17 protein-coding genes are annotated in these 19633 nt (G+C 73.3%); 7 read left to right on the top strand and 10 right to left on the bottom strand.

The window, feature by feature from the left end:
* Entirely contained in the window at nucleotides 1-1506 is a 1506-nt protein-coding gene (locus AB0953_RS07660; protein ID WP_366858470.1) for a peptidoglycan DD-metalloendopeptidase family protein, read from the top strand.
* 94 nt (nucleotides 1507-1600) lie between these two features.
* On the opposite strand, the gene pcrA is transcribed toward AB0953_RS07660, so the two are convergent.
* Complete coding sequence (pcrA, locus tag AB0953_RS07655) at nucleotides 1601-4120, bottom strand: DNA helicase PcrA (protein WP_366858469.1); 2520 nt, start codon at nucleotides 4118-4120, stop codon at nucleotides 1601-1603.
* Between the two features lie 99 nt (nucleotides 4121-4219).
* Nucleotides 4220-4522, bottom strand: coding sequence for a helix-turn-helix domain-containing protein (locus AB0953_RS07650; protein ID WP_366858468.1), 303 nt, complete (start codon nucleotides 4520-4522; stop codon nucleotides 4220-4222).
* 112 nt (nucleotides 4523-4634) lie between these two features.
* On the opposite strand from AB0953_RS07650, the gene AB0953_RS07645 reads away from it, so the two are divergent.
* The 3 genes from AB0953_RS07645 (at nucleotide 4635) to AB0953_RS07635 (ending at nucleotide 7152) form a co-directional block, all read left to right on the top strand.
* Nucleotides 4635-5594 carry an alpha/beta hydrolase gene (locus AB0953_RS07645; RefSeq protein ID WP_366858467.1) on the top strand — a complete coding sequence of 320 codons (960 nt, stop codon included), beginning with the start codon at nucleotides 4635-4637 and terminating at the stop codon, nucleotides 5592-5594.
* A gap of 26 nt (nucleotides 5595-5620) precedes the next feature.
* Nucleotides 5621-5974 (top strand): hypothetical protein, encoded by a 354-nt coding sequence (locus tag AB0953_RS07640; protein WP_366858466.1) that lies wholly within the window; start codon nucleotides 5621-5623, stop codon nucleotides 5972-5974.
* A 122-nt stretch (nucleotides 5975-6096) separates the two neighbouring features.
* On the top strand, nucleotides 6097-7152 hold the full coding sequence (locus AB0953_RS07635) for an NlpC/P60 family protein (protein ID WP_366858465.1): 1056 nt from the start codon (nucleotides 6097-6099) through the stop codon (nucleotides 7150-7152).
* Between the two features lie 40 nt (nucleotides 7153-7192).
* Here AB0953_RS07635 and AB0953_RS07630 read toward each other — a convergent pair whose 3' ends face one another.
* The 3 genes from AB0953_RS07630 to AB0953_RS07620 all read right to left on the bottom strand — a co-directional run bounded on the left by AB0953_RS07630 (nucleotide 7193) and on the right by AB0953_RS07620 (nucleotide 10400).
* Nucleotides 7193-8296 (bottom strand): alpha/beta hydrolase-fold protein, encoded by a 1104-nt coding sequence (locus AB0953_RS07630; protein ID WP_366858464.1) that lies wholly within the window; start codon nucleotides 8294-8296, stop codon nucleotides 7193-7195.
* 86 nt (nucleotides 8297-8382) lie between these two features.
* Nucleotides 8383-9108, bottom strand: coding sequence for a response regulator transcription factor (locus AB0953_RS07625; RefSeq protein ID WP_366858463.1), 726 nt, complete (start codon nucleotides 9106-9108; stop codon nucleotides 8383-8385).
* Nucleotides 9105-10400, bottom strand: coding sequence for a PspC domain-containing protein (locus AB0953_RS07620; RefSeq protein ID WP_366858462.1), 1296 nt, complete (start codon nucleotides 10398-10400; stop codon nucleotides 9105-9107). Before AB0953_RS07620 ends, AB0953_RS07625 begins: the two co-directional genes overlap by 4 nt.
* A 131-nt stretch (nucleotides 10401-10531) precedes the next feature.
* Between AB0953_RS07620 and AB0953_RS07615 the strand changes: the two genes are divergently transcribed.
* Nucleotides 10532-11902 carry a PspC domain-containing protein gene (locus tag AB0953_RS07615; RefSeq protein WP_366858461.1) on the top strand — a complete coding sequence of 457 codons (1371 nt, stop codon included), beginning with the start codon at nucleotides 10532-10534 and terminating at the stop codon, nucleotides 11900-11902.
* Nucleotides 11889-12164: a hypothetical protein gene (locus tag AB0953_RS07610; protein WP_366858460.1), complete on the top strand. Its 276-nt coding sequence runs from the start codon at nucleotides 11889-11891 to the stop codon at nucleotides 12162-12164. The genes AB0953_RS07615 and AB0953_RS07610 overlap by 14 nt, the downstream gene beginning before the upstream one ends.
* On the opposite strand, the gene AB0953_RS07605 is transcribed toward AB0953_RS07610, so the two are convergent.
* From AB0953_RS07605 to guaA, 4 genes are all read right to left on the bottom strand, one after another.
* Nucleotides 12059-12577: a TQO small subunit DoxD gene (locus tag AB0953_RS07605; protein ID WP_366858613.1), complete on the bottom strand. Its 519-nt coding sequence runs from the start codon at nucleotides 12575-12577 to the stop codon at nucleotides 12059-12061. The two genes, AB0953_RS07610 and AB0953_RS07605, sit on opposite strands and share 106 nt — an antisense overlap.
* Before the next feature lie 67 nt (nucleotides 12578-12644).
* A complete protein-coding gene (locus AB0953_RS07600) occupies nucleotides 12645-13910 on the bottom strand; it encodes a hypothetical protein (RefSeq protein WP_366858459.1) in 1266 nt (421 codons plus the stop codon).
* A 180-nt stretch (nucleotides 13911-14090) separates the two neighbouring features.
* Entirely contained in the window at nucleotides 14091-14918 is an 828-nt protein-coding gene (locus AB0953_RS07595) for a class II aldolase/adducin family protein (protein WP_366858458.1), read from the bottom strand.
* A gap of 122 nt (nucleotides 14919-15040) precedes the next feature.
* Nucleotides 15041-16639 (bottom strand): glutamine-hydrolyzing GMP synthase, encoded by a 1599-nt coding sequence (guaA, locus tag AB0953_RS07590; protein WP_366858457.1) that lies wholly within the window; start codon nucleotides 16637-16639, stop codon nucleotides 15041-15043.
* A gap of 380 nt (nucleotides 16640-17019) precedes the next feature.
* Here guaA and AB0953_RS07585 point away from each other — a divergent pair, with 380 nt between their 5' ends.
* A complete protein-coding gene (locus AB0953_RS07585) occupies nucleotides 17020-17286 on the top strand; it encodes a chorismate mutase (protein WP_366858456.1) in 267 nt (88 codons plus the stop codon).
* A 521-nt stretch (nucleotides 17287-17807) separates the two neighbouring features.
* Here AB0953_RS07585 and AB0953_RS07580 read toward each other — a convergent pair.
* Nucleotides 17808-19595: a GMC family oxidoreductase gene (locus tag AB0953_RS07580; protein ID WP_366858455.1), complete on the bottom strand. Its 1788-nt coding sequence runs from the start codon at nucleotides 19593-19595 to the stop codon at nucleotides 17808-17810.
* Nucleotides 19596-19633 lie beyond the last annotated feature (38 nt).

Raw genomic sequence — 19633 nt, 5'->3', positions numbered from 1 at the left:
GTGAACGACCGCCCCTCGTCGGGCCTGTACCCCGATCCCGGGTACGACGGCCTTTCCACCACCACTTTCGCCGGCGATTCCACCTTCGTCTCCTATGAAACACAGGGACAGGGCTACGATTACGCCGCCGCCTCGCAGAATTCGTACGCCTCGTACGACACGTACGAGGGCTACGGGACCGGTACGTACGACGCCGGCGCCTGGAACACGGTTCCGCAGGAGGGCTACCCGCAGGAGACCTACCTCTCGACCGTTCCCGCGCAGGGCGTTCCCGACGACACCGGCTCCTGGACGGTGCAGAGCACCGACTTCCAGTCGACGGCCGCCGGTTTCGGCTACGACCAGGCCACCGGCCAATGGGCGATGCCGGGCTACGGCACCACCGGCACGGACACGGGTGCGTACGACGCCACCGCCTGGAACACCGTCCCGTCGCAGGAGCAGTTCGCCCAGGAGCAGTTCAGCCAGGAGCAGTTCGCTCAGGAGCAGGTCCCGCAGGAGCAGTTCCAGCAGGCTCCCCACGACCAGCAGGTCCCGCACGACCAGCAGCAGACCCAGGCGTTCTCGTTCGAGTACGACGCGGACGCCTACACCGAGACGGCCGTCTTCCAGTCCCTCGGCGACGAGGACGGCGAGGCGGACGAGGACGCCCCCGTCGTGCACGACCTGCCCACGCAGGCCATGCCCGTGACCCCGGCGGCCGATGTCCCCGCCCCGCGGGCCTCGCGCCGTGCCGGGGCCAAGGGCGCCCAGCCGGCCGCCGGAAGCCGGCGCCGGTCCCCGGCGAAGCGTTCCGCCCTGCTGACCGTGGCGGTTCCCTCGGCCTGCGTGATGGGTGTGGCCGGTGTCGCGGCCGCCTCCGTCGGCGGGCTCACGGGCGGCGACAAGCCCTCCGAGGGCACGACGACGATGGCCGCGCCCGACCCGGCCTCCGTCAAGCCCGTCGCGGCCAACAACAAGCTCGACACCCAGCTCCAGGCGCTCAGCGCGGACGCCGGCGACTTCGCGGACCGCGCGAGCCGCACCCAGGAGCGCATCGACCTGCGCCAGCGCCAGGACGAGGAGCGCAAGCGCAAGGCGGAGGAGGAGGCGGCCAAGGAGGCGGCCCGCCCCAAGTTCGCCCTGCCCGTCTCCCAGCACGGCCTCAGCGCCATGTTCGGCCAGGCCGGCGGCATGTGGATGTCGGTGCACACCGGCATCGACTTCCCCGTCGGGTACGGGACCCCCGTCATGGCGGCCACCGACGGCACCGTGCGCACCCAGTGGAACAGCGCCTACGGCAACATGGCCATAGTGACCTCCCCCGACGGCACCGAGACCTGGTACTGCCACCTGAGCAGCACCAAGATCCGGTCCGGCAAGGTCAAGGCCGGCGACGTCATCGCGTACTCCGGCAACTCGGGCAACTCCACCGGCCCGCACCTGCACTTCGAGGTCCACCCCGGCGGTGGCTCCGCGGTCGACCCCCTGGCCTGGCTCCGCAACCACGGCCTGGACCCGACCTGATCCCTCCGCTCCTCCCCGCCTACGGCGAAGCCCGGGCCACCAAGGCCCGGGCTTCGCCGTAGGTGCAGCGACAGCGCTGCACACCGGCCGCCGGCTACAGCTTCTGCACCGGCGCGTAGCGCAGCACCAGGCGCTTGGGCTTGTCGTCGCCGAAGTCGATGGTGGCCTGGGCGTCCGCGCCGGCACCCCTGACCTCCATGACGGTGCCCAGCCCGAACTGGTCGTGCGTGACCCGGTCCCCCACCGCCAGGGCGACGACCGGCTTGTCGGCGGCCCGGCGCGTCGCGAACCCGGACGGGCCCGAGCGCGTACGGGAGGAGGACAGGAAGGCCTCCGGCGAGGTGCCGAACGAGGCCTTGCCCGCGCCGCCGTACCCGGAGCCCGAGCCGGAGCCGCGCATCGGGCCGGCCGGCTTCTGCGCCGCACCCGTGCGCTTCCACTCCAGGTACTGCGCGGGGATCTCCTCGAGGAACCGCGACGGCGGGTTGTACGAGGGGGTGCCCCAGGCACTGCGCATCGCGGAGCGGGTCAGGTACAGCCGCTCGCGGGCGCGCGTGATGCCGACGTAGGCGAGGCGCCGCTCCTCCTCCAGCTCCTTGGTCTGGCCCAGCGCCCGCATGTGCGGGAAGACCCCGTCCTCCATGCCGGTCAGGAAGACCACCGGGAACTCCAGGCCCTTGGCGGTGTGCAGGGTCATCAGTGTGATGACGCCGGTGCCTTCGGTGTCCTCGTCGGGGATCTGGTCGGAGTCGGCGACGAGTGCGACCTGCTCCAGGAACTCGGCGAGGGAGCTCCCCGCAGCGCCGGGCGCAGCCGTCGCGGCTTCCTCGCCGCGCGCCTGCTCGAATTCGAGCGCGACGGCCGCCAGCTCCTGGAGGTTCTCGATCCGCGTCTCGTCCTGCGGGTCGGTGGAGGCCTGGAGCTCTGCGAGGTACCCGGTGCGCTCCAGCACCGCTTCCAGCACCACGGCGGGCCCGGCGCCCGATTCGGCGATCGTGCGCAGCTCGTCCATCAGCACGTTGAACCGCTTCACCGCGTTGGTGGAGCGCGCGGCCATCCCGTACGCCTCGTCCACGCGCCGCAGCGCCTGCGGGAAGGTGATCTTCTCGCGCAGGGCGAGGGCGTCGATCATCGCCTCGGCGCGCTCGCCGATGCCGCGCTTGGGCACGTTCAGGATCCGGCGCAGCGGGACGTTGTCCTCGGGGTTCGCCAGCACGCGCAGGTACGCGAGGATGTCGCGGACCTCCTTGCGCTCGTAGAAGCGGACGCCGCCGACGACCTTGTAGGGCAGGCCGACCCGGATGAAGACCTCCTCGAACACGCGGGACTGCGCGTTCGTCCGGTAGAAGATCGCGACGTCGCCCGCCTTGGCGTCGCCGGCGTCCGTGAGCCGGTCGATCTCGTCGGCGACGAACTGTGCCTCGTCGTGCTCGGTGTCGGCGACGTAGCCGGTGATGACGGCGCCGGAGCCGGCCTCGGTCCACAGGTTCTTGGCGCGGCGGTTCTCGTTGCGCTCGATGACCGCGTTGGCGGCGGAGAGGATGGTCTGCGTGGAGCGGTAGTTCTGCTCCAGCAGGATCGTCGTCGCGTCCGTGTAGTCCTCCTCGAACTGGAGGATGTTGCGGATCGTCGCGCCGCGGAAGGCGTAGATGGACTGGTCGGCGTCACCCACCACGCACAGCTCGGCCGGCGGCAGGTCCGGGTAGCCGGTGCCCACGAGCTCGCGCACGAGCGTGTACTGCGCGTGGTTGGTGTCCTGGTACTCGTCGACGAGGACGTGCCGGAAGCGCCGCCGGTAGTGCTCGGCGACGTCGGGGAACGCCTGGAGCAGGTGGACGGTGGTCATGATGATGTCGTCGAAGTCGAGCGCGTTGGCCTCGCGCAGCCGCCCCTGGTACATCGCGTAGGCCTGGGCGAGGGTCTTCTCGAAGCCGTCGGCGGCCTGCGCGGCGAAGGCGTCCTCGTCGATGAGCTCGTTCTTGAGGTTCGAGATCTTGGCGTTGAAGGACTTGGGCGGGAACTTCTTCGGGTCCAGGTCCAGGTCGCGGCAGACGAGCGCCATCAGGCGCTTGGAGTCGGCCGCGTCGTAGATCGAGAACGACGAGGTGAAGCCGAGCCGCTTGGACTCGCGGCGCAGGATGCGCACGCACGCGCTGTGGAAGGTGGACACCCACATGGCGTTCGCGCGCGGGCCGACCAGGCCCTCGACGCGCTCCTTCATCTCGGCGGCGGCCTTGTTGGTGAAGGTGATCGCCAGGATCTGGCCGGGGTGCACCCCGCGGGCCGCGAGCAGGTGGCCGATGCGGTGGGTCAGCACGCGGGTCTTGCCGGAGCCGGCGCCGGCCACGATCAGCAGCGGGGATCCGGCGTGGACGACGGCGGCGCGCTGCTGCTCGTTCAGCCCGTCCAGCAGGGCCGCCGGGTCGATGACCGGCTTCGGGCTGCCGTCGCGGTAGTACGCGTCGCCGCTCATGGGCAGGTCGAAGTGGCCCTCGAAGAGGTCGTCCGCGCCCGGCTCCGGGGCGTGCTCTTCCTCGTACTCCTCGGGCGGCGGCGGGACCTCGTCGGAGGGGGTGAGGTCCGCCAGGAAGCTGTCGTCAAAGAGGCTGCTCATCGCCTTCCGAGTCTAGGGGGCCGGACGGACACCCGGCCCCGGAGCGGAAGAACTTGGGTCACATCACACATCCCGCGCCCCACCGGCCCGACGCCCTCCTCAGGCGAGGACGAGCTCCAGCAGGCCCGGGAAGCGCCGCTGCAGGTCCTCGCGGCGCAGCGTGAGGTAGAGCTTGCGGCCCTGGGGGCGCTGGCAGATCACGCCGCTCTCGCGGAGCGTCTTCAGGTGGTGGGTGACGCTCGAGCGCGGCAGGTCCGGGACCACCTCGCCGCAGTACGCCGCGGCGCCGGAGGCGAGCCTGCGGACGATCTCCAGCCGGACGGGGTGCCCGAGGGCCGCGAGCACCTCGGCCAGGTCGAGGCGGTCGGCGTCGGGGTGGGTCAGCTCAGCTGCGGCGGCCATGCCCTCACTGTACGCAGGCCCGGCCGAGCCCTTGCCGGATCGTTTGAAGATCTCGTACAGTCCGACCGGTAACCGTACGAGATCTTCGAACAGTCCTGCCGGAGGACATCCCATGCCCCAGCCCGCACCCGCCGCTCCCCCCGCCGACGCGACCATCGACCACGCAGCCCCCGACCACGCGGCCCCCGACCACGCGGCCCTCGACGACGCCTCCCTCGCCGCCTCCCTCGACGGCGGCTTCACCAGCCACCACGCCGAGCTCGACGGCGTCCGCCTGCACTACGTCCAGGGCGGCAGCGGCGAGCCCCTGGTCCTGCTCGGCGGCTGGCCGCAGACCTGGTGGCAGTGGCGCAAGGTGCTGCCCACCCTGGCCGCCCGCCACCGCGTGATCGCCGTCGACCTGCGCGGCATGGGCGGCTCCGGCAAGCCCGCGGGCGGCTACGACAAGAAGACCCTGGCCGGCGACGTCCACCGGCTGCTCGGCCGACTCGGCATCGAGTCCGCACACGTCGTCGGCCACGACATCGGCGCGATGGTGGCGTACGCCTTCGCCGCCAACCACCCGGAGGCCACCCGCAAGGTCGTCCTCCTCGACGTCTCCCACCCCGAGCCGCGGTGGGCCGAGCTGCCCCTGCTCCCCCGCGAGGGCGTGCGGCACCTGTGGTGGTTCGCCTTCAACCAGGTGGAGGGCCTGCCCGAGCAGCTGCTCGCCGGCCGCTCCCGGGCCCTGCTGGACTGGCTCTTCGACGCCATGACCCCCGACCCGGACGACATCGACGACCACGCCCGCCGGGTGTACGCCCGCGCCTACGACGAGCCGGACGCGATCCGGGCCGGCAACGCCTGGTACCGGGCCTTCGCCCAGGACATCGCGGACCTGGCGGCCTACGCCCCGGTGACCGCGCCGATCCTGGCCCTCGGCGGCGAGCGCAGCAACTACGAGCGCCTCGTGACCGCCGTGCCGGAGCTCGGCACGGACACCCGGGTCGTGCGCGTCGACGGCGCCGGCCACTACCTGCCCGAGGAGCGGCCCGACGTCATCGTGGAGGAGCTGACCCGCTTCCTGGGCTGAGCGGCGGCACCCGTACGCTCGACCGCATGGACGTACTCATCAACGCCTTCGTCGCCCTGCACATCATCGGGATCGCCTCGCTCCTCGGCGGCTTCCTGACCCAGATGAAGGCGATGAGCGCCGGCACCGCCCGCTTCGTGCCGGCGATGCTGCACGGTGCGCTGACGATGCTCGTCACCGGCGTCCTGCTGGTCGGCCTGCGCGAGATGGACGGCGGCAGCCTGAACCACATCAAGATCGGCGTGAAGCTCGCCGTCCTCTTCGTGGTCCTCGCCCTCGTCTACGTCAAGCGCGACGAGGTGCGGGTGGAGAAGGCGGTGTTCGGCGCGGTCGGCGGCCTGACCGCGGTCAATATCTTCATCGCCACCCTCTGGCACTGATCCGGAACCAACACATCCGGTCACGTCGGGGCACTTACGATCATTTCGTCATCCGGCCGTTACCCCGCGGTCTAGCGTCCTCCTCCAGGCCCGCCCCGACGGAGGAAGGACGTGAGGCCCTCGTGGCCAGTCATCGAAAGCCCCGGCAGCGCCCGCTCCGCGGCGGCACCGTACGGACCGCCGCCACCACCCTCGCCCTTGCGGGCGCTGCCACCGCCACCGCGTTCGAAGGCACCTCCCAGGCCGAGCCGCAGCAGACGCCCGCGCAGGTCAAGGCGGAGGTCGACCGGCTCTACGAGGAGGCCGAGGCCGCGGCCGAGCGGTACAACGGGGCGAAGGAGAAGGCCGAGGAGGCCCAGCGGGCGCTGAACCGCCTGCGCGACGAGAGCGCCCGCAGGACCGACCGCCTCAACACCGCCCGCCGGATGCTCGGCTCCCTCGCGGCCGGCCAGTACCGCAGCGGCGGCCTGGGACCCGCCACCGCCCTCGCGCTCGCCGACGACCCGCAGGACTACCTGGACCGGGCCTCGTTCCTGACCCGGACCGGCGACCGCAACGCCGCCGAGATCGCCTCCGTACGCCGCCAGCTGGAGGAGGTCGGCAGGCTCCGCAACGCGGCGGCCGGGCGCCTGGCCGACCTGCGCGAGCGGGAGGGCGAGCTGGCCGCGTACAAGTCCGCCGTCGAGGGCAAGCTCGCGACCGCCAAGCAGCTGCTGGCGAAGCTCACCGCCGAGGACCGCGCCGCGTACGAGGCGCGGTCGGGCGGCGCCGCCCCGTCGGCCGCCGGAGGCGCGCAGGGCGCGGCCCCCGCCGTGCCGGCCCCGGACGGCTCGCGCGCCTCCCGCGCCGTCGCCTTCGCGTACGGGGCCATCGGCAAGCCGTACGTCTGGGGCGCGACAGGCCCGAACGCCTTCGACTGCTCCGGCCTGACCCAGGCGGCCTGGCGCTCGGCCGGGGTCTCGCTCCCGCGCACCACCTACACCCAGATCAACGCCGGGCAGCGCGTCCCGCGCGACCGGCTCGCCCCGGGCGACCTGGTGTTCTTCTACTCCGGGGTGACGCACGTCGGGCTGTACATCGGCAACGGCCAGATGATCCACGCCCCGCACCCGGGGTCGACGGTCCGCGTGGCGCCGATCGACTCCATGCCGTGGGCGGGCGCCGCCCGGCCGGCGTAGGCCTGCGCGCGCGGCGCGGCACGCTCGCCGGCTCCCCCGGCTAGGGCAGCTTCACCACCGAGGTCAGCCAGCCGAAGGTCTGCGGCAGCTGCTTCGACCAGGACTCCAGGTTGTGCCCGCCGACGACCTTCTCCGCGTGGACCGTGGTCGGGCTCTTGGCGAGGGCCTTGAGGTCCGTCCCGGACAGGTAGCCGTCCTGCTCCGCGCCCGACATCCACAGCGCGACCGCGGGCGGGGCGGGCTGGGCCTGCAGCACGTTCTTGAGGTTGTGGGTGCGGCGCAGCTCGGGGTCCTGGGCGACCAGCGAGGAGGGCTCCTGCCCCGGGTCGTTGTAGCCCGACAGGGAGACGGCCGCGCTGTAGCGGTCGGGGTGGGCGATCGCCAGCTTGGCGGCGCAGTACGCGCCCGCCGAGTACCCGGCGACGCCCCAGGTGCGGGCCTCGTCGGAGACGCGGAAGTTGTCGGTGACCATCTTGCGGACGTCGACGCTGAACCAGCTGTCCGCGTTGACCTTGCCGGGGATGTTGGCGCAGCCGGTGTCGGCGTTGCCCAGGAGCATGGCGCGCGGCGAGACCAGGATGAACGGCGCCACCTTGCCGCTCTTCATCAGCGGCTCCAGCACCTCGTGGGCGTGCAGGCCCTGGAACCAGGACTTGCCGGTGCCGGGGATGCCGGGGATCAGCTCGACGACCGGGAACTTCTTGTCCTTGAAGGCCGGGTCGTCGTACTGCGGCGGCAGCCAGACCATGACGTCGCCCTTGACGCCGGAGATCTTGCCGTCGAGCTCGGTCTTCTTCACCCGGCCGCCGAGTCCCTCCACGGGGTGGAACTCCTGGAGCACCTTCGGCGCCGCCTCGACCTTCTTGCCGCCCTTGCCGTCGGGGCCGAGGTCGGGGGCGGCCGTGACGTACTTCCCGGTGCCCATCAGGTCGCCCCAGGAGGCGTAGAAGTTCATGTCCCGGTTCACCGCGACGAACACCAGGGCGACGGCGGTGACCTGGGCGAAGACCACCATCAGGCCGCGCAGCAGGACGCGCACGGCCCGGGGGCCGCGCAGCCTGGTCCACACGGCCAGCGGCAGCACCACGGCGATCACCGCGAGGGCGATCGCCGTCACGAACAGGGGGGTCCCGGTCAAGCTCATCACGCCCCCCTAGAGGGCGGCGCGGCCCGCCGGGGTTCCCCCGCGGCCCTGCGGCGTGGATCACAACCGGCCGGGCGGCAAGACGATCAGACCAGGCGGCGCGCCGTCGCCCAGCGGGTGAGCTCGTGCCGGTTGGACAGCTGGAGCTTGCGCAGGACCGCCGAGACGTGCGACTCGACCGTCTTCACGGAGATGAACAGCTGCTTGGCGATCTCCTTGTACGCGTAGCCGCGGGCGATCAGCCGCAGCACCTCGCGCTCGCGCTGGGTCAGCCGGTCCAGGTCCTCGTCGACCGGCGGCGCGTCGGTCGAGGCGAACGCGTCGAGGACGAAGCCGGCCAGGCGCGGCGAGAACACCGCGTCGCCGTCCTGGACCCGGAAGACCGAGTCCACCAGGTCGGCGCCGGTGATGGTCTTGGTGACGTACCCGCGGGCACCGCCGCGGATGACCCCGATGACGTCCTCGGCGGCGTCCGACACCGACAGGGCGAGGAAGCGCACCGGCCGCTCGGCCGCCGCCATCAGCGGGGCGCAGCGCCGCAGCACCTCGACCCCGCCGCCGCCGGGCAGGTGCACGTCGAGCAGGACCACCTCGGGGCGGGTCGCGGTGATGACGGTGACGGCCTGGTCGACGTCGGCCGCCTCGCCGACGACCTCGACGCCGGTCCGGGCGGTCTCGCCGATCTCGGCCTGCACGCCCGCGCGGAACATCCGGTGGTCGTCGACGAGGACCACCCGGACCCGCCGCTCCGCCGCCTGCTCCTGCCCCTGTCCCAGCCCCCGAGCCTGCGCGTCTGCGTTCTGCTCCGTCATGCCGTCCTCGCCGCCCTCTCCATCTCCAGCTCGACTTCCGTGCCGCCGTCGGGCGCGGACCGCAGCCGTGCGGTCCCGCCGTTGCGCTGCATCCGGCCGATGATCGATTCTCGTACGCCCATGCGGTCGTCCGGTACCGCGTCGATGTCGAAGCCCGGCCCCCGGTCCCGTACGGACACGAAGACGGTGGCCCCCTCCACCTCGGCGTACACCTGCACCGGGCCTCCGTCGCCACCGTACTTTGCGGCGTTGACCATCGCCTCGCGCGCGGCCTGCATCTGCGCGCCCAGCCTCTCGTCGAGGGGGCAGTCGCCGACCACGACGACCTCGATCGGGACCCCGTGGTCGTCCTCCACCTCGGCGGCGGCCTTCTTGACGGCCTCGGCGAGGGTGGCGGGCTCCTCGGCCTCCTCCTTGCCCGTGCCCTCGGGCTTGTAGAGCCAGTTGCGCAGCTCGCGCTCCTGGGCGCGGGCCAGGCGCCGGACCTCGCCGACGTCCTCGGCGTTGCGCTGGATCAGGGTGAGGGTGTGCAGGACGGAGTCGTGGACGTGGGCGGCGACCTCGGCGCGCTCCTGGGCGCGGATGCGCATCAGCCGCTCCTCGGAGAGGTCCTGGGTCATCCGGATCAGCCAGGGCCCGGCGAGCAGGGCGATGCCGACGAGGACGGCGAGGGCGGCGGTGAGGACGTTGCCGAGCTGGGCGGCGGATCCGCGCACGACCATGAAGACGGTCAGGCCGACGCCGACGAGCGCGACGCCGGCCAGGGAGCGGGCCAGTTGGAACATGCGCCGGTTGCCGTCGGCGGCGGCGCCCCAGTGGGCACGGCGGGCGTTGTCGGCCTGCCGCCACACGAGGACGACGCCGGCGCCGACGAGCAGGGTGGGCCACACGTACCGGCCGGAGGCGCCGCCCGCCTGGACCTTGGCGATGAAGATGCCGGCGCCGACGCACAGGGCGACGAGTGCGGTGATCTGCCCCTTGGCGGGTTTGCGCAGGCGGCGGCTGCCGTCGGCCAGGGTCTCGAAGAAGGAGCGGTCGGCGGTGCGGCCGCCGACGCCGAGCGGTACGAAGACCCAGAACGCGGCGTAGAGCAGGACGCCGAGCCCGTCGCCCCACATGAACAGGCCGAGGAAGGCGAGCCGGACCCAGATGACCGGGAGCCCGAGGTGCCCGGCGAGGCCGCGCGCCACACCGCCGAGCATGCGGCCGTCGGCGCTGCGGTAGAGCTTGCGCGGCGGCGCTTCGTCGGGGGCCTGTGCGTGCGGGCTGCGCGGGGCGGCGGAAACGGGCATGTCACCGATGGTCACACGCGCGGCAGCCGGCGGGCATCAGGGCATCCCCCCAGATCGGGGCGGGGGATATCAGGGTTGTCCCAGGGTAGGGCCCGGTGCCGGGCGGCCGGGCGGGCCGCCACCATGGACCCATGACCAAGCACGACTCCCCGCCGCCGCCGGCCGGTGCCGAGGCGCCACCGCCGCAGGCCGCCCGGGACGGGCATGCCGCAGACCGCGGCGCCGACCGGGCCGCCGACCGGCCGTCCCTGCGCCGCAGCAAGCGCGACAAGGTCCTCGCCGGCGTGTGCGGGGGCCTGGGCCGGTACTTCGACCTGGACCCGGTGGTCTTCCGGATCGTGCTCGGCGTCCTCGCCGTCACCGGCGGAGTCGGCCTGATCTTCTACGGCTTCGCCTGGCTGCTGCTGCCCGTGGACGGCGAGGACGACAGCGAGGCGAAGCGGCTGCTGACCGGCCGGGTCGAAGGGGCCACGCTGGCCGCGGTCTTCGCGGCGCTGGTCGGCTGCGCGCTGTTCCTGTCGATGCTGGACAACGGCGGGCTCGCGGCCTTCTCCGTCCTGGTGGTCCTCGCGCTGGGCGGGGCCTCGTACTGGTCGCAGCGCCACCGGCACGCCCCGGCGCCCGAGGCGGAGCCCCAGGCGGGCGGCGGCGGCAGCCCTGCGCCCCCGGAGACGCAGGCCCCGCCGGCGCCCGGCAGCCCGTCCTGGTGGCGGGACCCGCTGGTCAAGGACGGCACCACGGGCCCGGTCGGGGCGAGCGGCTACCTGTGGGGGCCGGACGACTCCGACGCGGCCGTGGCCGACGCGGCGGCCGGCCGGGGGGCGGCGGCCTCCTTCCCCGCCCGGGGTGCGGGGGCCCGGGTGCCGGGCGGGCAGGGCATCGGCGGCCGGGTGTTCGTGCTGGCCGTGCTGGCCGGGGCCGCCGCGACCGCCTCGGTGTGGCAGGGCAGCACCCTCTCGCACGCGCTGCAGATCGGGCTCGCCTCGGCCCTGGCGGTCTTCGGGCTGGGCCTGGCGGTCAGCTCGGTCAAGGGCCGTACCGGCTTCGGGACCCTGGTGCTGGCGATGATCACGGCCGGCCTGCTGGCGGGTGCCTCCGCACTGCCCCGCGAGGTCGGGACCGACTGGCACCGCGTGGAGTGGCGGCCGGCCGCGGTGGCCGACGTCCAGCCGCGCTACGAGAACGGCACCGGGCTCGCCACCCTCGACCTGAGCCGGCTGGACGTCCCCAAGGGCACCACCCTGACGGTGCGCGCCGAGATCGAGGCGGGCCGCCTGAAGGTGGTCGTGCCCCGCGAGGTCACCGCGCAGGCGGACGTCTCCGTCCGGCTCGGCGACATCAAGCTGCCCGGGGAGGACAGCCGGAACGTACGCGTCAAGAGCGGCGGCGAGACCCAGCAGCAGACGCTGAAGCCGCCCGCCGGCACCGAGGCCGGCGGAACGATCGAGCTGCACCTGCACGCGGGTGTGGGACAGGTGGAGGTGGCCCGTGCGGCGTCATGAGTTCCAGCCGGGGCGGCTGATCGCGGGCCTGGTCCTGACGGCCGCGGGCGTGCTGTACCTGCTCGACGCGACCGGCGAGGCCGACCTGCCCTGGTTCCTCGTCGTCCCCATGGCCGCGGGCGGGCTGGTCCTGGCCTCGTTCGTCGGGATGGTGGCCTACGCGGTGCGGCGCGACCGCCGCAGCCTGTCGGATCCCGCCGACGGCGCCGCCCGCCCGGACCGCTCCGAGCGGCGGGCCCGGACGAGGGAGTCCAGCGAGTAGTCGGGGGCGCCGGCGAGGACCAGCGGGAGCCAGGCCATCAGGTAGGCCAGGTCGTTGCCGTAGTAGTACGGGGACACCTGCCAGGACACCGTGAGCCACAGGCTGAGCGAGATCAGCGCCCCGCCGGCGGCGGCGAGCCGGGTCAGCAGCCCGGCGAGGACGCCCAGGCCCACCGCGATCTCCCCGATCGCCAGCAGGACGGCGAAGCCGACGGGCGAGAGCAGGGCCAGGTCCACCAGGGCGGGGACGGCGGAGGTGTCGCGGACGTTGTGCATCAGCTCGCCGATCGAGCCGCTGCCGGAGGCGGACAGGAACGCGGGGTCGGTCAGCTTGTCCAGGCCCGCGTAGACGAAGGTCACGCCGAGGAAGATCCGCAGCGGCAGGAGCGCGTGCCGGGCGGCCTTCTCCCGCAGGGTGGGGGCCTCGGCCGGGTGCGCTTCGGGAACGTCGGTTCGGGTCACGCCCCCATGTCTACCCGCTTCATTCGGCCACGTCGACGGTACAGCGGTTCGATTCCACTCCGGCTGCCGTGACCACCTGGATCTCCACGCGCCCCGGTTCCACTTCCGCCGGCACCGGTACGGTCAGCACCGCGTCCGAGGGATTGGTGAACCCGCCGGCCACCGGGACCAGCGGCACGTGCACGTGCACCGTCCCGATCCGCACGACCAGCCGCGCGAGCATCTCCGGGGTCTGCGCCCCGGGCGGGACGAAGCCGACGCCCCGGATCTCGATGTCGTCGCCCGGCCGGATCGCCGCGTCGAGGTCGCCGGGCTCACGTCTGCGGACCACCGACAGCACCAGCGGCCGGGTCACCTCCGCGTACTTCGCCGCCAGGTACACCGCCGCGGACAGCGCCACCAGCACCGCCAGCGCCCACGGCAGCCGCGGCAGCCGGTCGGGGAACCGGGCCAGCGTCACCGCCGCGTACGCCAGCACCACCGTGGAGACCAGCACGTACTGGGCGTCGGGGAAGCTGCCGCGGCCCGCGTCGTCGGTGAGCAGGTCCACCCCGCGCGGCCGGTCCGCCGGCAGCTTCTGCAGCCGCTGCCCCAGGATCCGTACGGTCACCACCCGGCGCACGAGCACCGCGACCGCGGAGGTGAGGGCCACCACCGCCAGCAGCGGCAGGGCCCGGTCCAGCGCGAGCCCCTCGGACAGCGCGCGCCGCTGGGGGCCGGGCGGCGAGGCCGCCAGCCGCAGCGCGGGCAGCAGCGCGGCGAACGCCGTCAGCAGCAGCCAGGCGCTCGGCACCGTCTTCGAGGTGGACAGCCGGTTGTCCTCCCCGACCAGCGGGGCCAGCAGTCCGCCGCGCACCGACTGGGCGCGGGCGGCGACGGTGAGCAGCCCGGCCAGGACCACGGCCGCCAGCAGCCCTGCGGTGCGGGCCGCGGACCAGCCGGTGCCGAGCGCGGTGCCGACCTGCGCCAGCAGCAGCACCCCGGCCGCGACCCACACGGCGAGCACCGCCCGCCGGGAGAACACGTACAGCCAGGAGCTTCCGGCCTCGCGGCCGCGGTCGGCGACGGTGCGGGCGGAGAGGGTCAGCTCGTCGGAGACCCACTGCCGGGACGCGCCGGCGGAGCGGGCCACCGCGGCCGGCAGCCCCTGCCCCGCGGCGAACTCGTCCCGCTTCTCCAGGAACGCGGCGACCGCGCGCCGGTGTCCCTCCTGCGCGCCGTGCGGGCAGTCGTCGCAGGTGCAGGCGCCGCCGTGGGTGCTTCGGGGGATCTGTTGGACAGCCACGTGCCTGCCGCCTCTCTGAACTACGGTGCAATGCCAGCGAATTGTGCACCACTGCGGCAGTGCTCCGGATTGCGCACGATGTCAGAGCAGGTGATTGTCCGTTCATGATGTTGACGTCACCCGCACGGCCCTGCCCGACGGACGCCGCACGGCACTGCCCGTCAGCCCTGCCTGGTGGCCCTACCCTGCGGACTGCCGCAGGGGCTGGTAGCTGACCCAGGCGGCGAGGTCGGTGCCGAACCGCTCCCGGGCGGCCAGCGCGCTGCGGTGGTCGACGGGCACCGGCTTGCCGGCGGCCCGGGCGATCAGCTGCACCTGCGCCGCCCGCTCCGCCGCGATGAACCACCAGGCCGCCGCGTCCACGGAGCCCCCGACCGTGAGCAGCCCGTGGTTGCGCAGGACCAGCGCCTTGTACGGGCCGAGCGCGCGGGCGATCAGGCGGCACTCCGCGGGGTCGCCGGCGCCTCGGGTGTACGCGTCGAGCAGGGCGTGGTCCTCGTAGAAGGCGCAGGCCTCCTGGCTGATCGGGGCGAGGAGCTCGCCGAGCGCGGCGAGCGCCCTGCCGTACGGGGCGTAGGCGCGGACCACGGCCACCACCTCGGGCCGGGCCCGGTGCACGGCCGCGTGCACCGCGAAGGCCAGCTCGTTGACCCGCCGCTCCCCCTGCAGGACCCGCCCGTCGCCGTCGACGAGCAGCAGGTCGGCGGGGGCCAGCGCGGCCGACGCGCGGCCGAACGGGTTCACCCAGTAGCAGTCGTCGTACTCCGGGTCCCGGGCGGTGACGTGCCCGGCGACGCCCTCCTCGTACCCGAGCCGGGCGAACAGCCGCAGCGCCCCGGCCAGCCGCTCCTTGCGGTGCGCCCGCTCCAGCGCCGGGTCCTCGTGCACGGGCGGCAGCTCGAAGTGCAGCCGCTCCAGCGGCACGGGTCCGGGACGCCCGGGTCCGGGGCGCACGGCTCCGGGGACCCCGGCTTCGGGGCGCACGGCTTCGGGCCGGTCCGGCTGCATGGCGGTCCCCTCCTCGGTCGGTGCGGCGCAAGGTACCCGCGGGGCCGGCAACTGGCCAGGGGAACGGCGAAGCCGCCGCCCGGAGGGGCCGGGGCGGCGGCTTCGTCACGTACGGGCGGGGACTACTCCCACTCGATGGTGCCCGGGGGCTTGCTGGTGCAGTCCAGGACCACGCGGTTGACGTCCTTGACCTCGTTGGTGATGCGGGTCGAGATGCGGGCGAGGACCTCGTACGGCATGCGCGTCCAGTCCGCGGTCATGGCGTCCTCGGAGGAGACGGGGCGCAGCACGATCGGGTGGCCGTAGGTGCGGCCGTCGCCCTGGACGCCGACGCTGCGGACGTCCGCGAGCAGGACGACCGGGCACTGCCAGATCTCGCGGTCCAGGCCGGCCGCGGTCAGCTCGTGGCGGGCGATGGCGTCGGCCTCGCGCAGCAGGTCCAGGCGCTCCTTGGTGACCTCGCCGACGATGCGGATGCCGAGGCCCGGGCCGGGGAACGGCTGGCGCTGGACGATCTCCTCGGGCAGGCCGAGCTCCTGGCCGACCATGCGGACCTCGTCCTTGAACAGCTGGCGCAGCGGCTCGACGAGCTCGAACTCGATGTCCTCGGGGAGGCCGCCCACGTTGTGGTGGGACTTGATGTTGGCGGTGCCGGTGCCGCCGCCGGACTCGACGACGTCCGGGTACAGGGTGCCCTGGACCAGGAAGGCCACGTCCGGGCCGCCCTCGGCCTCGGCGATGATCTCGGCCTGGGCCTGCTCGAAGACGCGGATGAACTCGCGGCCGATGATCTTCCGCTTGGTCTCCGGGTCGGAGACGCCGGCCAGCGCCTTCAGGAAGCGCTCCTGGGCGTCGACGACCTTCAGCTGCACGCCGGTGGCCGCGACGAAGTCCTTCTCGACCTGCTCGGTCTCGCCCTTGCGCATCAGGCCGTGGTCGACGTAGACGCAGGTCAGCTGCGAGCCGATGGCCTTCTGGACGAGGGCCGCGGCGACCGCGGAGTCCACGCCGCCCGACAGGCCGCAGATGGCGCGCTTGTCGCCGACCTGCTGGCGGATCGCCTCGATCTGCTCCTCGACGATGTTGCCGGTGGTCCAGGTGGGCTGCAGGCCCGCGCCGCGGTAGAGGAAGTGCTCCAGGACCTGCTGGCCGTGCGTGGAGTGCATCACCTCGGGGTGGTACTGCACGCCGTACAGGCGCTTGTCGTCGTTCTCGAAGGCCGCGACCGGGACGACGTTCGTCGAGGCGGTGACGGTGAAGCCCTCGGGGGCGGCGGAGCAGGCGTCGCCGTGGGACATCCACACCGACTGGTGCTCGGGGGTGCCCTCGAAGAGGGTCGAACCGCTCTTGGCGACGGACAGCGGGGTGCGGCCGTACTCGCGGGCGCCGGTGTTGTCGACGGTGCCGCCGAGGGTGGTCGCCATCAGCTGGAAGCCGTAGCACATGCCGAAGACGGGGACGCCGGACTCGAACAGGCCGCGGGCGTCGTCCAGGCGCGGTGCACCCTCCTCGTAGACCGAGGACGGGCCGCCCGAGAGGATGATCGCCTTGGGGTTCTTGGCCAGGATCTCGGCCACGGGCATCGTGCTGGGCACGATCTCGCTGTAGACCCGTGCTTCGCGGACACGACGGGCGATGAGCTGGGCGTACTGGGCGCCGAAGTCGACGACGAGAACCGTGTCCGGGGCGCTGTCGTGGGCGGCGGAGGGTGCTTCTGGCACGGGGCGGCCTTCCGGCGGAAGAGGGTGGCTGTTTTGTCAATTCTAACGGGGGACACGCGGACCGATTCGTCTCACCGTCCGAGGCCGGGATCACGCAGGTCTGGACGAAGCGCCGAGGCCCGCCGCCCCTGCGGCCGCGTCTCAGCATCCGGGCCGGGTTGGCCCGCCGCGGAGCGGCCGGTCATAATCCGTTTCATGCGCAAGCACACGGGCTTCTTCTTTACCTATGGCACCGGACGGTCCGGCCGCCATGGGTCCTCGTGATGCTCGCTTGAGCCACTGACTTCCCGAAGCGCCCCGGTCCGATCAGGACCGGGGCGCTTCTCGTTTCCCACCGGTCCTGCGGACTCCCCGCCCCACACCGACAGGAGACCCCCGCCATGAGCAGCACCGCCACCGCCGCCCCCGAGCAGCTGATCGCCGACTCCCGTGAGCGCATCGACGCCATCGACGACCGGATCATCGGCCTGATCCAGGAGCGGATGGCCGTCTCGGCGGTCATCCAGGACGCCCGGATCGCCTCCGGCGGCCGCCGGGTGCACCTCTCGCGCGAGATGGAGGTGCTCGCGCACTGGAGCGACGCCCTCGGCAAGCCCGGCACCGGCCTGGCCATGACCCTGCTGGAGCTGTGCCGCGGCCGCGTCTGACGCCTGTTCGTCACTCGTCCGGCCCGTGACCGGCCCTCGGGGGCCTTCGTTGGTGGGGGTGGCCGCGTCAGCCAGGCGCGACCGCCGCACCACGCGTGGCTCCGCCGGAGCGATGAGGTGCACGACCCGTGGGACGTGCGCCGTGGGACCTCGCTCCTTCGCGTGACCGGACGGCAGGGGACAGCAGCCCGGTCACCCCGGAAAGGACGGCCGGCTCGGGGGACGCCCCGGGCCGGCCGTCCTTGCGTGCACGGCCGCCGCGCCCCTCGCCTGCCCCGCGCAGGGCCTCGCCCGCGCCCCGCGGGGCCGCGCGCCCGCCCCGCGTCGCCCGCGCCGCTTCGGGGATCCCCCGTCGCCACCCGCTGTGACCGAGACCACACGCAAACGGTCCCCGACCGGGTACAACCTTCAGAGGCGAACACCTGTCATCTATGTACCGCGGCGGGTACCGCGCTCGGAGGGGGAGCGCGGTACCCGCCGCGTGTCACGTGTCAGGGCGGCGCTCGCGCGCCGGCCCTGCGTCAGGCGCCGGCCGGCCGCGGCGGGACCTCCGGGACCGGCAGCAGCGGAAGCCGCAGCGCGCCGAAGGCCTCCTTCGGGACCGCCGGGCGCACCGGCTCCACCGCCGCGACCCGCACGTAGGCGGCCCCCTGCTCGGGGCGGGGGTCCTGCTCGCCGTTGTTCGGCCAGTACGACATCGCCCGCTCGGCCTGCGCCGTGATCGTCAGCGAGGGGTTGACCCCGAGGTTCGCGGAGACCGCCGAGCCGTCCACCACGGAGATGCCGGGGTGCCCGTACAGCCGGTGGTACGGGTCCACGACGCCCTGCTCGGGCGAGGCGCCGATCGGGCAGCCGCCGAGGAAGTGCGCGGTCAGCGGGGTGCCCATCAGCTCGCCGACATTGCTGCCGGGGAAGCCGTTGATCTCCTCGGCCAGCAGGCTCGCGGCCCGGGTGGCCTCCTCGATCTGCACCGGGTTGGGGGCGCCGTGGCCCTGGCGGGCGGTCAGCAGGCCCTTGCCGAGGCCGCCGGGCCGGCGGTAGGTGGTCAGCGAGTTGTCCAGGGACTGCATCACCAGGCCGATGATCGTCCGCTCCGACCAGCGCCGGTTCGACAGGGAGCGCAGCAGCTGCACCGGGTGCTTGGCGGTCCGCGCGAACCAGGCCCGCACCCGGTGCCTGCTGTACGGCACCTGCAGGACGGTGAGGAAGCCCATGGCGTTGGAGCCGCGGCCGTAGCGGACGGGCTCGATGTGGGTGTCGGCGTCGGGGTGCACGGAGGAGGTGATCGCCACGCCGCGGGTGAAGTCTGCCCGGCGGCCGGCGCCGTGCCGCCTGCGGTAGCGGCGGTCGTCGGTCTGCGCGCCGACCAGCCCCTCCGAATTGGTGCGGGTCAGCTCGCCGAGGCGGTCGGAGATCCGCGGGAGCAGCCCCTCGTCCTTCATGGTGTGCAGCAGCGTCTGCGTGCCGTAGGTGCCCGCCGCGACCACCACGTACCGGGCGCGCAGCTCCTTGGCGATGCCGCGGCGGCGGGCGTCGGTCGGGACGGTCCGCACGCGGTAGCCGCCCTGCGGGTGCTCGGCGAGGGCGGTGACCGTGGTCATCGGGTGGATCACGGCCCCGGCGCGCTCGGCGAGGTGCAGGTAGTTCTCGTTCAGGGTGTTCTTCGCGCCGTGCCGGCAGCCGGTCATGCACTCGCCGCACTCGGTGCAGGCCCTGCGGGCGGGGCCGGCGCCCCCGAAGTACGGGTCGGCCACCTCCTCGCCGGGTCCGGCCACGGCCCCGCCCTCGGCGTCCGCGCCGTCGCCGAAGAACACGCCGACCGGGGCCATGTGGAAGGTGTGCCCGACTCCCATCTTCTCGGCGACCGCCTTGAGGTGGACGTCGGAGGGGGTCGTCGTCGGGTTGAGGCGCACCCCGAGCATCCGCTTGGCCTGCTCGTAGTACGGGGCCAGCTCCTCGCGCCAGTCGGTGATCGACGCCCACTGCCGGTCCTCGAAGAACGCGGTCGGCGGGACGTACAGGGTGTTGGCGTAGTTGAGCGAGCCGCCGCCGACGCCGGCGCCCGCGAGGACCATCACCTTGCCGAGCAGGTGGATCCGCTGGATCCCGTACAGCCCGAAGGCCGGGGCCCACAGGTAGGTGCGCAGGTCCCAGCTGTTCTTCGGCAGGCTCTCGCGGGTGAACCGGCGCCCGGCCTCCAGGACGCCGACCCGGTAGCCCTTCTCGGTCAGCCGCAGCGCCGAGACCGATCCTCCGAAGCCCGATCCGATGACGATGACGTCGTAGTCGTAGTCGTAGTCGTACGACACTGCTGTGCCTCCTCGGCGGTCGGGGATCGCGGTCGGGG

Source organism: Streptomyces sp. NPDC046866, assembly GCF_040704625.1.
Lineage (GTDB): Bacteria > Actinomycetota > Actinomycetes > Streptomycetales > Streptomycetaceae > Streptomyces.
Note: the sequence above shows the minus strand (reverse complement) of the source record. Positions and strands in the feature narration are given on the sequence as shown.

What these genes read in the sequence shown, in the direction of transcription:
- pcrA (WP_366858469.1), bottom strand. Translation starts at nt 4,120, where the DNA reads ATGAGCAGCCTCTTTGACGACAGCTTCCTGGCGGACCTCACCCCCTCC.
- AB0953_RS07640 (WP_366858466.1), top strand. Translation starts at nt 5,621, where the DNA reads ATGGACGTACTCATCAACGCCTTCGTCGCCCTGCACATCATCGGGATC.
- AB0953_RS07615 (WP_366858461.1), top strand. Translation starts at nt 10,532, where the DNA reads ATGACCAAGCACGACTCCCCGCCGCCGCCGGCCGGTGCCGAGGCGCCA.
- AB0953_RS07645 (WP_366858467.1), top strand. Translation starts at nt 4,635, where the DNA reads ATGCCCCAGCCCGCACCCGCCGCTCCCCCCGCCGACGCGACCATCGAC.
- AB0953_RS07585 (WP_366858456.1), top strand. Translation starts at nt 17,020, where the DNA reads ATGAGCAGCACCGCCACCGCCGCCCCCGAGCAGCTGATCGCCGACTCC.
- AB0953_RS07630 (WP_366858464.1), bottom strand. Translation starts at nt 8,296, where the DNA reads ATGAGCTTGACCGGGACCCCCCTGTTCGTGACGGCGATCGCCCTCGCG.
- AB0953_RS07650 (WP_366858468.1), bottom strand. Translation starts at nt 4,522, where the DNA reads ATGGCCGCCGCAGCTGAGCTGACCCACCCCGACGCCGACCGCCTCGAC.
- AB0953_RS07595 (WP_366858458.1), bottom strand. Translation starts at nt 14,918, where the DNA reads ATGCAGCCGGACCGGCCCGAAGCCGTGCGCCCCGAAGCCGGGGTCCCC.
- AB0953_RS07620 (WP_366858462.1), bottom strand. Translation starts at nt 10,400, where the DNA reads ATGCCCGTTTCCGCCGCCCCGCGCAGCCCGCACGCACAGGCCCCCGAC.
- AB0953_RS07625 (WP_366858463.1), bottom strand. Translation starts at nt 9,108, where the DNA reads ATGACGGAGCAGAACGCAGACGCGCAGGCTCGGGGGCTGGGACAGGGG.